Raw genomic sequence first — 14,093 nt, 5'->3', positions numbered from 1 at the left:
ACTTCGTAGCGTTTTTGTAACGGTTTGTCGACTCCCCTTTTTCAGTTCTGCAAATCTGTTTAAAACACAACCTTATGAGAGAAGATATTCAGGCTTATAATAATGTTTTAGAGCTTATAGGTGATACCCCGCTTGTAAAACTAAATAAAATTATGAAAGGCTTTCCAGGTAATTTCTATGCAAAAATAGAATCTTTTAATCCTGGTCACTCCACCAAAGATAGAATTGCACTTTATATTATTGAAGAAGCTGAAAGAAAAGGTATTCTTAAGCCTGGTAGTACCATTATTGAAACTACCAGTGGAAATACCGGATTCAGTTTGGCGATGGTAAGTGTAATAAAGGGATATGATTGTATACTAGCAGTAAGCTCTAAATCCTCCAAGGATAAGATAGCGATGCTCAAAAATATGGGTGCAAAAGTATATGTTTGTCCTGCACACGTAAGCGCGGACGACCCGAGATCTTATTATCAGGTGGCTAAAAGACTTCATGAAGAAATAAAAGGATCCGTTTATATCAATCAATATTTCAACGAATTAAATATTGACGCACATTATAAATCCACGGGACCCGAAGTTTGGGATCAAACGAATGGCAAAATTACTCATTTTGTAGCTTGTTGTGGAACAGGAGGCACTATTTCCGGTACTGCAAAATATTTGAAAGAAAAAAATAGTGATATACGAGTTTTAGGAATTGATGCATACGGATCTGTTTTGAAAAAATATCACGAAACCAGAGAATTTGATGAGGAAGAAATTTACCCTTATCGAATCGAAGGTTTAGGTAAAAACTTGATTCCTAGTGCAACAGATTTTGATGTTATTGATAAATTTGAAAAAGTAAGTGACGAGGACAGTGCCCATACCGCTCGAGAACTAGTAAGAAGTGAAGGAATGTTTCTGGGATATACCAGCGGTGCTGCCATCCAGGGAGTGAAACAATTAGCTAAACAAGGTGAATTTGACGAAAGTAGTAATGTGGTGATTATTTTACCGGATCATGGATCTCGTTATATGAGCAAGGTGTTTAGTGATGAATGGATGATGGAACAAGGATTTTTTGATAGTGTACACGAAGAGGATGCTACAAAAGTTCAATTTGTTAAGTAAATTCAAAAGATAAAAAATATGAGCATCTGGTATTTTACAGATGCTTTTTTTGTGAAAAATTAGTTTATAGTAGTGATTTAGGATAATATTATGCTATCACATCAATTTTCTGTATTTTCGCACACTTAAAGAAATCAAATTTGCGGTAGATGAGAGATTTATTTGATAAAATATATAAGGACAAAGGACCTTTAGGGAAATGGGCAGATCAGGCAGAGGGATATTTTGTTTTTCCGAAGTTAGAAGGACCAATATCAAATAGAATGAAGTTTCAGGGTAGAGAAGTAGTTACCTGGAGCATTAATGATTATTTGGGGCTTGCCAATATGGAAGAAGTTCGCAAAGTTGACGCCGAAGCTGCAGCTGCGTATGGTTCTGCATATCCTATGGGAGCCAGAATGATGAGCGGTCATACAGATTTGCACGAGCAATTACAAAATGAACTTGCTGAATTTGTGCATAAAGAAGCTGCTTATTTATTGAATTTTGGATATCAAGGAATGGTATCTACCATCGATGCTTTGGTAAGTAAAGATGATATTATCGTATATGATGTAGATGCTCACGCTTGTATTATTGATGGAGTTAGATTACACCAAGGACAGCGATATACTTATCGTCATAATGATATTGAAAGTATTGAGAAAAATCTGATGAGAGCTACGAAAATGGCTCAAAAAACAGGAGGAGGAATATTGTTGATTTCTGAAGGAGTTTTTGGAATGCGTGGCGAACAAGGAAGGTTGAAGGAGATAGTTGCGCTAAAAGAAAAATACAATTTCAGATTGTTTGTTGATGATGCACACGGTTTTGGAACATTAGGAGCTACTGGCGCTGGAACGGGAGAAGAGCAAGGAATACAAGACGAAATTGATGTATACTTCGCAACCTTTGCCAAATCCATGGCAAGTACCGGAGCTTTTATAGCGGCTGATCAGGAAATCATAGATTATCTTAAATATAATTTAAGATCTCAGATGTTTGCTAAATCACTACAAATGCAATTGGTAGTTGGTGCACTTAAACGTTTGGATATGTTAAGGACTATGCCAGAATTGAAAGCGAAGCTTTGGGAAAATGTAAATGCCTTACAAAACGGTTTACGCGATAGAGGTTTTGATTTAGGAACTACACAAAGTTGTGTAACACCTGTTTACTTAAAAGGGAGTATCCCTGAAGCTATGGCACTGGTAAAAGATTTGAGAGAAAATCATGGTATTTTTTGTTCTATAGTGGTATATCCTGTTATTCCTAAGGGAATGATCTTATTAAGGTTAATTCCTACAGCATCTCATACGATGCAGGATATCGAAGATACTTTAAATGCGTTTTCTACAATTCGTGAAACTTTAGAAAACGGAACTTATAAAAGAATGTCTGCTGCACTAGCAGAAGCAATGGGCGAGTAGAACCAAATAGAAGCTAAACAAAAAAACCGCTAATTAGAGCGGTTTTTTTGTTTAAATATTTTTTCTATACGTTCTACGCTTTTTATGTTGATCATGCTCATAGTCACTCCATAATGCCTGAATAGCTTTGTTTTCTTCAAGCTCCGGATTAGTCTCCACCATTTCTATACCATTACGAATAAATGTTTCATTCATTTCCTTAAATATAAGCGCGGTAACTCCTTTGTTTTGATATTCTGGATCAACCCCGATTAGATAAAATGCCGCAGTGTCATTTCTTCTCTGTGCTTTAAGAATATGTAAAAACTTTAAAGGATATATTTTACCATTCATTTTTTTCAAAGCTTTGGAGAATGACGGCATCACAATCGAAAAAGCAATTAACTTTCCATTTTTATCAGCAATACAGGTAATGTACTCAGGATTTAAATAGGGTAAGTATTTTTTCTTGTACATTTCAATCTGATACTGCTGTATAGGTACAAATGTTTGTAGGCTACTATAGGTTTTATTAAGTAAGTCAAACATATCATCTGCATATTTCAGAAGCTCTTTACTTTTCTTAAACTTAAGTAATTGAAGTTGATATCTTTCTTTTATTATTTTGGCAAACTTTATTACCTTTTCTTTGGTTTCTTTCGGGACTTTAATTTTGTATTCTACCCAGGTAGCTGCATTTTCAAAACCTAGCTGTTCCATATGTTTCTGATAATATGGGTAGTTATACCAGGTAATCATCGTATTAAGCTCCTCAAATCCCTTTATCAAAATACCGGCTTTATCCATGTTCGAAAAACCTACTGGTCCTTCTATATATTCTAACGAGTGTTGCTTGCCAAAAGATGCCACTTTTTCCAGAAGGGCTTTGGTTACTTCTATATCGTCAATAACATCGAACCATCCGAAACGAACTTTTGGTTTTTGTTGTTCTTTTACTTCGATCCAATTAATAATTGCAGCAATTCTTCCTACAATTTTATCATTCTTGTATGCCAAGAAATACTTCGCCACTGCATTTTTAAAAACCGGATTTTTTTTAGGATTCATTACGTCTAACTCTTCTTTGATAATAGAGGGGACGTAATAAGGGGAGTCTTTATATAATTCAAAAGGAAACTTAACAAATGTAGTCAAATCTGCTTTGGAGGTAATTTCTTTAATCGTAATCATACAACTTCGCTAGTTCATAACAAATATATGATCCTTTTATTAAACATTTTAATGGAAACGCTTCAATTTATGAATCAATCGATAACTTATTTGCATTAATTGTTAAGAAATAGATTTGTTTAAAAAAATACTCCACTGACCAAATTAATGATCAATGGAGTAAAGGATACATAACAAACAATAATTTTACTTATCATTCATACACACACAACTTTAGTATCCAGGATTTTGAGAAATTATACCATCACTAGCAAGTATTTCTGAAACCGGAACTGGAAATACATGATAATTAGGGTTAATCGTTTCTCCCATTTCTGCATCTACAGTGCCTGTTCTAACTAGGTCAAACCACCGTTGTCCTTCAAAGGCTAATTCTAATCGTCTTTCGTCTGCAATAGCTTGTCTAACTTCCATTTGTGTATCTGCAGTACCGCTTAAACTGGCTAATCCAGCTCTATTTCTAATTCGATCCAGTAGACTTAAAATTGATGCCGATTGTGAGCCATCTGCGTTGTTATTTTCATTAAGTGTCTCTGCGTATAGCAAAATAACATCTGCTAATCTCAATTCAATCCAATCCTGATCTGGATTTTCCGACAAATATTTTATTCCTCTTACACCAACTTCGTCAACCGTAAGGGCTTTTCTCGTAACATCACCCGCAGCATCAAAAGCAGCAACTAAATCTAAATCTAATGGTTCGAAAGATTTTGAATCATTACCAATATACCATCCTGTAAACTCTGTAAAACCATATTCATCTGGTATCGAACTTGACACCTGAGTAGCAAAAAGAATTTCTGAATTTAAATCATTAGTATCTCCAAAAATATCAGCAAAGTTGGGCTGTAAACTAACACCGGCAGCTTCTGCACTATTTATTACAGCTTCAAGATATGATTCTGCACTGCTAAAGTTCCCAATTTGTACATATACTTTACCTAATAAGCCTTGTGCTGCTATTCGCGTTGCTCTACCATTAGATAACCCTGAATTATCTAATGCCGCTATGGCATCTTGTAAATCAGGAATAATGACATTATTGTACACCTCTGTGGCTGGCTGTCTAGTTACATCTAAACTAAGATCTCCCGAACTTAAATTTACAGTGACATCTCCAAAAACACGCACTAATTTGAAGTAAGACAAGGCTCTTATAAACTTTGCTTCACCTACATCACTTGTGCTAGCTGAATTTTCAATAACGTTATTTGCACTTAAGATGGATCTGTATAGTGCAATATAAAATGGTTCAAAGAACTGATCTTCCATATCTAACAGATCACTATTAAATCTATCAAAAGAAGGGTAGGGTTCTTCTATCATTAAAGCATTGTCTGCCCTAAAATCTCCCATCACAGCCATTGGTGTTACAGAACCTAACTGGTAATAGTATGCTGCATTTAAAACACCTTCAAAATCTGTCAATGAATCTGAATTTGCAATATTTGATGGTACTTGTTCTATATCTTCACAAGAAGTGATGAATGCAACTATAGTCAATAATAAAATTATTTTCTTCATTTTTCTTTTTTTAAAAATTAACATTTACACCAAACGTAAAACTTCTTACAATAGGGCTTGCACCAACTTGCACACCATATGTTGTTGGTCCTGCATAACCAGAATTTCCGGTTTCAATACCTTCAGGATTGTATGAAGTATAATCATCACCCATAATGTATAATAAGTTAGTTGCTGCACCATAAATTCTAACGGATCTTAAGCCTGTTCTGGTTATTAATTTTTGGTCGAGGGTATATCCTAAGGTTAAATTTCTTAATGCTATAAAAGACGCATCTTGAATGCCGTGATCCGTCTGTCTTCTATTACCGATATAAAACTCTCCATTATGATCAGCTACACCATCATCATTAACATCAAAAGAATCTACTAATCTGCCAGACCATTGTGACTCATAGTAAAGCGGGTCGATATTATATACTTCTGCTCCGTGAGAACCTTGAAATTGCATGGATAAATCAAAAGCTTTATAGCTCATAGAACTATTTAATCCCCAGTAGAAATCTGGAGTAGCTTGTCCAATTTTGACATAATCATCACTATTAATGACCCCATCTCCATTTTGATCCACTACATAAGATTCACCAGAAGTATTATTTGGGTGTCTGGTTGGATCTTCTAAATATCGCATTTCAACTTCACCAATAGTTTCTAAGCCCCACATTTCTCCTATTTCTCCTCCAACATAATTTCTGAAAATTGGACCTCTACCGCTCTGACCATATTGTATTTGTGGTAGTTCTTCTACAGAATCTAAATCTGTAATTTCTGTATTGACAGTAGATAGGTTAGCACTAATATTCCAAGAAAAATCTTGACTTTGAACAAGACCTGCAGACAATTCAAATTCTAATCCAGAACTTGTCATATCACCATTATTAACAATTATAGAAGGTTGACCAACGGTTGTGTAAGACACTGTTCTTCCTATTAACATATCTTCAATATCCGAGTTGTAATAATCCACACTCAACCTGAAACGGTTGCTTAGGAATCCTAAATCTATACCATAGTTCGTTTCTGTATTGGTTTGCCAGGTTAGATCCGGATTATTTACGTTTCCAGAAATTCCAAATCCAGTACCAAAAACAGTTGGAATAGGATTTAACAAGCTTTGTGCGTCAAAATCATTTAAGAACGCACTTGTCCCTAAAGAACCTGTGCTAAATCTTAATTTAAGAAGACTAAAACCATTAGAATTCCAAAAGCCTTCATTATGAACATTCCAACCTAAAGACATTGCAGGAAAAACTCCATATTGTTTATTAGCTCCAAAACGAGAATCACCGTCTCTTCTTAAAGATGCTGATACTAGATAACGATCATCATAAGCATATTGTACTCTACCAAAAACACTCTTTCTTGCTCTGGTGATTTCAGTTTCAGTGGTTGTAATATCTTCTGGATCTAATAAGTTATAATTAATAATATCACTGTTTGGAACATTTGTACCTACTAGAGAAATCCCGGTTATATAGTTGTTTAAAAATTCATAACCAATCACGGCATCGATATCGTGTTTACCAATTAGTTTGTTATAATTTAATGTTGTAGTACTTAGAATAGATGTAGAATTCCTAGTACTTTCATCTAAATCTGTTTGATCTGTACGTGCTCTGGAGTCCGCCCCTAGACCTTGGTAATAATAGTTTTGAGTATTATTATAATCACCGCCCAAAACAGCTTTTATAGTTAGTCCATCAATAATTTCATATTGCAAATAGGATGAAATATTTGCAAAATAGATTTTCTGCCAAGCATCTGCATTATCTAATTTTTGAGCTGGTCCTGCATCTCCAGATCCTCCAATACCATTATTGGCTCTACCATAATGCCAATCGTCTACTCTATCTCCTGGTGTTAATTCATATATGCTCGTTGGTCCAATACCACCTCTATAACCATTATCAAATGACGCTAACCCTAATCCTTGCGCTTCTACATCTAATGCTTGAACAAATGCAATGGATTCGGCTGTGTGATAGACAGGATGAACCCCATAAGCTCTTAATAAATCTCTCATGTCGTGAGCTAAGATGTCTCTTTTCGAAGCAAAACCATTAAAGCTAAATCCAGCCTTAAATTTTTTACCTAATTTGGCGTCTATGTTTAAACGAGCATTAAATCTTTCAAATCCTTGTGTTATAGCTACTCCTTCTGCATCTTGATATCCAACTGAAGCAAAGTATTTGGCATTTTCAGAACCACCTGCCATACTAAAATCGTGATTAATGGTAGTGCCGGTTCTAAATAACCAGTCTTCTGGACTTATGGCTCCTGGAGAATTTTCATACGCTCTTAATCTATACTCCACAAAAGCTGGGTCAACTTGAGATAAATCCCAATTACCAGCATCAATTTGTTCTCTTGAAAACGCTGCCCATTCCGGTCCTGATTTTAAGATGTTTTTACGATATTTATTTGAAAAACTAAGGAATGCATTATAGCTAAATTGTGGCTGACCTAATTTACCTTTTTTTGTAGTTACCAAAATAACTCCATTCGCACCATTAGCTCCATAAATAGCTGCCGAAGCTGCATCTTTTAAGACTTCTATACTTTCAATATCATTAGGGTTTACCGTGGCTAAATTTCCTGAAATTTGATAACCATCTACTATAATTAATGGTCCTGAATCACCTGCTAGAGAAGAAGCTGCTCTTATTTGAATTTTTGGGTTTGCCCCTGGTTCTGGATTTTGATTTTGAATCAAAACCCCTGATAATTTACCTGCCAGTGCTTCATCCACACGAGTTGCTTGTATGGCTGCGACTTCACTTCCTTTAACTTGAGCGATAGCACCAGTGTTGTGTGATTTTTTTCGTGTTCCATATCCAACAACAACAATTTCTTCTAGTGCCTCAGAATCTTCTTCCATAGACACATTTAGAGTAGTCTGTCCGGATATAGTAACATTTTTTGTAGTAAGCCCTATATAAGTGAATTGTAATACATCTCCTGATTTTACAGTTATTGAATATTTTCCATCAAAATCTGTTACTGTTCCCGTAGAAGTTCCAACAATAAGGACGCTCACACCGGGAATTGGCGTATTTGTTTCTATTGATGTTACGATACCAGTTAACTCATAACTTTCTTGCGCATACGAGCTAAAATGATATAATAACGATAGTAGTAATGCTATAGTTATTTTGTGATTCATGTGTAATTGTTTCAATGATTAGTTTTGTTTTTAGACATAAGCTTTAGCGCTTTTAACGGCTACTCTGACTTGTGTGTAATTCAATTACTTAACTAAACATTAACAAAAGCAAAATTTTAACCATATAATGATTTATTATATTTGCTACAGCGTGTTTACTTAGGTAATAGAGCGTTATTATTCGATATAATTGACTTCTCCCTCTAACTTGAAGTGATTATAGAATAATTGAAGAGGATGGGTTTTTGCCTATCCTTTTTTGTTTTCTTGATTTACTTACATAGGCGTAGTTTTTAATTAGTATTGCAATAATTGTATAAGTCCTTAAAATGAGTTTTTAGAGTCTTAGTGGCTTCGTCCGGATCTCTACTTTTTATAGCGTTTACGATCTGTTCATGCTCTTTAATAAGATTTGAAAAATTTTGAGTATCACAGATTTTATTGGTAACAAAATTTGTAATTATTTCAGGGGTAATGACCAGCATTAACGAATTGATTACACTATTGCAGCTGGCCTCTGCTACTTTAAGATGAAATAGCAAATCCTCATCGACGGCATTTTGACCGTTTATTGTTTTTTTTATATAAGCTTCGTGAGCTTGTTCTATTTGGTATAATTGTTTTTCAGTTCTGCGAATAGCGGCCAGTTTTACCGCCTTTGTCTCCAGTATTAATCTTGTTTCTACTAAAGATTTAAAATCGGGAGTTTGCAAGTGTAAAATATTAGCCATCATGGAGTTGAGAGCACCTACACCAATTTTAGAGACAAAAGTTCCACTTTTTGGATATCTCTTTACAATTCCATAAAATTCTAATTTTTGTATGGCCAACCTTAAATGGCTTCTACTCGCATCAAATTTATCTGATAGAGTACGTTCAGATGGTAATTTATCTCCTGGTTCTAGTTGTCGGTTAATAATTAGATCCCTAATTTTTGAAATTACTGTTTCAATTTCATTCTTTGGAGATATAGGATCGGTTTCTATATTGATTCTCATAATTCTAAATTGGTCAACCAAATTGGTTAACCAAATATAAGAGAATTATTTTAACCTATATATATTTAATGTTAAAAAATGATAGAAATTTGAAAAAAAGATATCATTTGGTTCGAAATTGTTATTTTTTGTTTAGAACCATCCTCTTTTATATCTAGAGCTTTTATATTTAAAAAGGGCTGAATACGTAGTACCCAGCCCTTTTATTTATGCCTTTTAATGAAACTAGAAAATACTAGCCGTCATTATTATCATCACCTTCTTTTTCTTCTTCTTCTTTTTTCTTTTTCTCTTCTGCTTTCTTACGTTTCTCTTCTTCTTTCTTTCTTTTCTTTTCTTCTTTTAAACGTTTTTTCTCTTCTTTTTTACGACGCTTTTCTTCTTCTTTCTTAGCTTTTTCCTGTTCTTTCTGAAGCTTTTCGTACTCAGCATCTATGTCTTCTTCCTCGGCTTCTTTCTTTTCTTCTTTTTCTTTAGTTTTCTCAGGTTCCAAATCTTTTTCCATTTCTTCAAGCTTTTTGAGCTCTTCATCGATCTTTTTTAATTCATCATCCACACCTTCATCTTGTTCCATTTTATCTAACTCGGCATCTATATCCTCAATCATTTTTTGCTTTTCTTTCTCAGCTTTGATTCGGGCTTTTTCTGCCTGTTTAGCTTCTTTGGCTTCACGTTTTAATCGTCTTCTTTCTTCTTTCCTGAACTTTTTATCGTCTTTTTTATCTTGTTTTTCTTTTTCTAATCGTTCACGTTCCAAACGTTGTTCGGTTCTTCGTTCATCAAGATCCTTTTCCATTGCTTCTCGATGGCTTCCATCCTCGAATTCATTAATAAAAGGAGTTTTTTCTAATTTCAAGCTATCATTTTCAATTTCTTCAAATTCTTGATTTATGCTAAGACTATCACTTTCTTTTTCATTCAATTCAGGTTCTTTGTCTTTGATTCCGCTTTCAAATCCTGGCTTTTCTATTATTTCATCTTTATAATGCCAGTCAAACCTATAAGAAGCACCGACGCTCACTCTAAATATTGAAGGAGTATCTTTGAAGTTGGTAGCAATATTGGCATCAATTTGCAGATCGTTATTAAATAGATAGGCTCCACCTAACCTTAATATATTATCACTATAAAAGTTACTTTTCTGTCCTTGATACTCTCCAAAGACGGCCCATTTATCATTTAGCGTATGAGTACTGGTAATGATCCATCCATATGCAGGATTCTCTGTGGTTATTTTATCTACGATTAGATTGGTAACGAGCACCCAACTACCAGCATTACTGGTCCACCAATTATTTTGAGTCATTACCACAAACTTTGGACTAATAGTTTGATCATTCGTAAATGTAAAGGGATTATCTGCATTCACATAGTTCATACCGGCATATGCAGATACGGCAGGAATAAGACTTTTCCATTTAAATCGGTAGCGTTCTTTCCAACTTTTTAATTCATCATAGTTTATGGAGTCTTTCTCTTTTGGTTTTTTATAGGGATCGTAAATAAGGTATTTAACTCCTATAGTATTAAATTCAAAATCTGCTCGTCTTATTTTTTCTTCGTTAGCGCCTACTGTTTGTTTGATACCTTCATTTCTAAAACTACCATTTAAATTAATTTCTAATTGTTCTATTAGCAAGCCATACCTAATAGTGTAGTCAAAATTAAATGTATTCGTCCTGGTGTCTTCTAATTTGTGTTTCTCTTTTCCAAAACCAAAACCACCTTCTAATTGTAATACATTATTACCAACAGAGAAAGCACCCTGGGAAGTTCCAGGTCTATTTGTGTTAATTTTCTCGGTATATTGAGCAGATACCGTTAAGCCGAGTAGGAATAGGCTCACCAGCACTAGCATAGATTTAGGGCTCATATTTAATAGATTTGGTTCAAATATAGCAGATTTTATCATTTTTTTAGGATTGACTCCATGTAATTGTATTGAGAGTTCCCTATTTTTGAAAAAAAATAATATGCAAGAAGCTTCTTTATCAGGGGTATTAAAGGTAATTCTCATTCTGTTATTAATATATTACGGATTAAAGATACTAACGCGATTATTTGGTCCTCTATTGCTTAGATACGTAACAAAGAAAGCAGGAGAGAAGTTTCAGCAGCAATTTCAGCAATACCAGCAACCTACATCTCCTACAAAGGAGGATACTACTATAGATAAAAAACCAAAGCAAAAATCTACTAATAAAGATGTTGGAGAGTACATCGATTTTGAGGAAATTGATTAATTTGGCGCTTCATTCGTAAATTGTCACTCACATGATGTCTTATCTTAAAAGATTCTTACCTCATTTACTTGTTGTTTTAGGTTTTATAATTGCTTCACTTGCTTTTTTTAATCCTGTCCTTAGCGGAAAAATGATCTATCAAAATGATATCAAGCAATATGAAGGTATGGCTAGGCAACAGAATGATTATCGAAAAGAAACAGGAAAAGAAACTTTTTGGAATAATGCTGCTTATGGAGGAATGCCTACCTATGCGATAGGAGCAAAATTTCCTTACGATTATATGGATAAATTAGATCGTTTGATCCGATTCCTGCCAAGGCCTGCAGATTACTTATTTTTATACCTTACTTGCTTTTATATATTATTACTCGTTATGAGAATTCCTTGGAAAATGGCAGTTCTCGGAGCATTGGCATTTGGTTTTTCTGCATACCTTATTATTATCATAGGAGTAGGGCATAATGCCAAGGCACACGCAATTGCTTATTTTCCATTGGTGATTTCAGGGATATTACTAGTTTTTCAAAAACGATATGTCTGGGGATTTATACTCACTGCCTTAGCCATGGGGTTAGAAATTCAAGCGAATCATTATCAGATGACTTATTATCTGGGGTTATTAGTGTTTGTAATAGGTGTCACCTATTTTATTGATGCTTTTAAAAGAAAAGAAATCCCACATTTTTTGAAATCCTCAGCTATTCTAATTGTGGCTGCCTTATTTGGTTTGGCAACAAATGCTACGACTTTGTTGTCAACGTCAGAATATGCAAAGACAAGTATACGAGGTAAGAATTTGCTAGCAGAAGAAACTTCCACCAATTCGGTAAAAGACGGTTTGGATTATGACTACATTACAACATATAGTTATGGGAAATTAGAATCTTTGAATCTATTTATTCCAAAGTTAATGGGATTAGGGAGAGCTTCTGATTTAGGTAAAGATTCTGCTTTTTATCAAAAATTAATTGAATTGGGGCAACCACCGGAACAGGCGGATTATTATGCAGATGTTACTGGATTATATTGGGGTGAACAGCCTTTTGTAGAAGCACCTCCATATCTTGGTATTACGGTTGTATTTCTTGCTTTATTAGGGTTATTATTAGTAAGAGGTAGATTGCGATGGTGGTTACTGGGAGGAATTATTTTATCGTTAGCGCTAAGTTGGGGTAAGAATTTAGATTTTTTGACTCGATTCTTCGTAGACTATGTTCCATTATATAATAAGTTTCGAGCAGTTTCGAGTATTCAAGTTATCCTAGAATTAGTAATACCGATTGCGGCAGTATTTGGTTTATATCAGTTATTTAATGAAAAAACCTCATTTCAGGAGCGACAAAAGAAATTTTTGATATCCTTAGGTGTTTTTGGAGGATTGTGTTTGATATTTTGGTTGTTTGGAGGAAGTTTATTTAGTTTTAAATCTCCAAATGATGTTCAGTTAGCTATAGAACAGCCTGCTATTTTTGACGCAATTAAGGAGGATCGAATAACGATCATGAAAAGCGATAGTTTGCGATCACTGATCTTTATTCTGTTAATTGGAGGGGTGCTCTGGTTTACATTAAAAAAGAAACTTTCTGAAAACTTAATGATAATAGGCGTTGGAGTTCTAATTCTTATAGATTTAGTGGGGGTGGATCGCCGTAGTGTAGATGCGGATTCATTTATTTCCAAACGTACCTATAAGTCGTATTTTCAGCCAACGGCTGTCGATAAGGAAATTTTAAAAGATAAATCTTACTATAGGGTATTGGATCAGGCAAGAGGGTTTATGAATTCTCATACCAATAATTTTTTTAATACTGTAGGAGGCTATTCTGTCGTTCGTCCCAGAAAAATAGACGATATCTACAACACATATATTGCGAAAGGAAATTTGCAAGTGGTCAATATGTTGAACATAAAATATGTGATTCAACAAAATGAAGAAAGACGCTTGGATGTGCAACAAAATCCTTCTGCAAATGGTCCAGCCTGGTTTGTAGAAGATTTAAAATTTGTGGATGATTATAAGGAAGAGTTTAAATCATTGGATGTGATTGACACTAAGAAAACAGCGGTAATAAGAAAAGCATTTAAAGAAGAACTTGAGAATTATAAACCGATTAAAGATAGTGTGTCTACTGTTTCTATCTCCAAAACAGACCCAGATCATCTTGCGTATAATGTGTACACAGAAAGCCCAGGATTTCTTGTTTTTTCGGAGACGTATTATAAAGAAGGATGGAATGCTTATATCAATGGAAAATCAGAAAAAATTTATCCGGTTAATTATATGCTAAGAGGCTTAAAGGTTCCTCCTGGTAAGCATACGATAGAATTTAAATTCGAACCGCAGGTTGTAAAAACAGGAAGTACAATTACTTTAGCAAGTTCTGTTATCTTTGGATTATTATTTTTGGGAGCACTGTTTTTTGAGTATAAAAAACGAAAAGAAATAGTTTCAAAAGAGAACTCGTAAA

9 protein-coding genes are annotated in these 14,093 nt (G+C 34.4%); 4 read left to right on the top strand and 5 right to left on the bottom strand.

Annotated elements, in window-relative coordinates; genetic code table 11:
- Positions 1-74 precede the first annotated feature (74 nt).
- Both ACFSR1_RS18685 and ACFSR1_RS18680 read left to right on the top strand, forming a co-directional pair.
- The gene (locus ACFSR1_RS18685) at positions 75-1,115 is read left to right on the top strand and encodes a PLP-dependent cysteine synthase family protein (protein ID WP_378294570.1); all 1,041 of its coding nucleotides are present in this window, start codon (positions 75-77) and stop codon (positions 1,113-1,115) included.
- 149 nt (positions 1,116-1,264) lie between these two features.
- Positions 1,265-2,524, top strand: a complete 1,260-nt coding sequence (locus ACFSR1_RS18680) for an aminotransferase class I/II-fold pyridoxal phosphate-dependent enzyme (protein ID WP_378294569.1) — start codon at positions 1,265-1,267, stop codon at positions 2,522-2,524.
- A 51-nt stretch (positions 2,525-2,575) separates the two neighbouring features.
- Here ACFSR1_RS18680 and ACFSR1_RS18675 read toward each other — a convergent pair whose 3' ends face one another.
- The 5 genes from ACFSR1_RS18675 to ACFSR1_RS18655 form a co-directional block, all read right to left on the bottom strand.
- Positions 2,576-3,694, bottom strand: coding sequence for a GTP cyclohydrolase (locus ACFSR1_RS18675; protein ID WP_378294568.1), 1,119 nt, complete (start codon positions 3,692-3,694; stop codon positions 2,576-2,578).
- 213 nt (positions 3,695-3,907) lie between these two features.
- Positions 3,908-5,218, bottom strand: coding sequence for a RagB/SusD family nutrient uptake outer membrane protein (locus tag ACFSR1_RS18670; protein ID WP_378294567.1), 1,311 nt, complete (start codon positions 5,216-5,218; stop codon positions 3,908-3,910).
- A 10-nt stretch (positions 5,219-5,228) separates the two neighbouring features.
- Complete coding sequence (locus ACFSR1_RS18665) at positions 5,229-8,381, bottom strand: SusC/RagA family TonB-linked outer membrane protein (protein ID WP_378294566.1); 3,153 nt, start codon at positions 8,379-8,381, stop codon at positions 5,229-5,231.
- A 293-nt stretch (positions 8,382-8,674) separates the two neighbouring features.
- The gene (locus tag ACFSR1_RS18660) at positions 8,675-9,379 is read right to left on the bottom strand and encodes a FadR/GntR family transcriptional regulator (RefSeq protein ID WP_378294565.1); all 705 of its coding nucleotides are present in this window, start codon (positions 9,377-9,379) and stop codon (positions 8,675-8,677) included.
- Positions 9,380-9,614: 235 nt separating this feature from the next.
- Positions 9,615-11,252 carry a transporter gene (locus ACFSR1_RS18655; protein WP_378294564.1) on the bottom strand — a complete coding sequence of 546 codons (1,638 nt, stop codon included), beginning with the start codon at positions 11,250-11,252 and terminating at the stop codon, positions 9,615-9,617.
- Between the two features lie 100 nt (positions 11,253-11,352).
- Here ACFSR1_RS18655 and ACFSR1_RS18650 point away from each other — a divergent pair, with 100 nt between their 5' ends.
- Entirely contained in the window at positions 11,353-11,622 is a 270-nt protein-coding gene (locus ACFSR1_RS18650; protein WP_378294563.1) for a DUF4834 family protein, read from the top strand.
- Between the two features lie 31 nt (positions 11,623-11,653).
- Positions 11,654-14,092, top strand: coding sequence for a YfhO family protein (locus ACFSR1_RS18645; protein WP_378294562.1), 2,439 nt, complete (start codon positions 11,654-11,656; stop codon positions 14,090-14,092).
- Position 14,093 lies beyond the last annotated feature (1 nt).

The organism is Aquimarina rubra, assembly GCF_042684305.1.
GTDB classification, from domain to species: Bacteria; Bacteroidota; Bacteroidia; order Flavobacteriales; family Flavobacteriaceae; genus Aquimarina; species Aquimarina rubra.
Note: the sequence above shows the minus strand (reverse complement) of the source record. Positions and strands in the feature narration are given on the sequence as shown.

Excerpts from the sequence above, each read along its gene's own strand:
- ACFSR1_RS18665 (WP_378294566.1), bottom strand. The coding sequence starts at position 8,381 with ATGAATCACAAAATAACTATAGCATTACTACTATCGTTATTATATCAT.
- ACFSR1_RS18645 (WP_378294562.1), top strand. The coding sequence starts at position 11,654 with ATGATGTCTTATCTTAAAAGATTCTTACCTCATTTACTTGTTGTTTTA.
- ACFSR1_RS18650 (WP_378294563.1), top strand. The coding sequence starts at position 11,353 with ATGCAAGAAGCTTCTTTATCAGGGGTATTAAAGGTAATTCTCATTCTG.
- ACFSR1_RS18685 (WP_378294570.1), top strand. The coding sequence starts at position 75 with ATGAGAGAAGATATTCAGGCTTATAATAATGTTTTAGAGCTTATAGGT.
- ACFSR1_RS18675 (WP_378294568.1), bottom strand. The coding sequence starts at position 3,694 with ATGATTACGATTAAAGAAATTACCTCCAAAGCAGATTTGACTACATTT.
- ACFSR1_RS18660 (WP_378294565.1), bottom strand. The coding sequence starts at position 9,379 with ATGAGAATCAATATAGAAACCGATCCTATATCTCCAAAGAATGAAATT.
- ACFSR1_RS18670 (WP_378294567.1), bottom strand. The coding sequence starts at position 5,218 with ATGAAGAAAATAATTTTATTATTGACTATAGTTGCATTCATCACTTCT.
- ACFSR1_RS18655 (WP_378294564.1), bottom strand. The coding sequence starts at position 11,252 with ATGAGCCCTAAATCTATGCTAGTGCTGGTGAGCCTATTCCTACTCGGC.
- ACFSR1_RS18680 (WP_378294569.1), top strand. The coding sequence starts at position 1,265 with ATGAGAGATTTATTTGATAAAATATATAAGGACAAAGGACCTTTAGGG.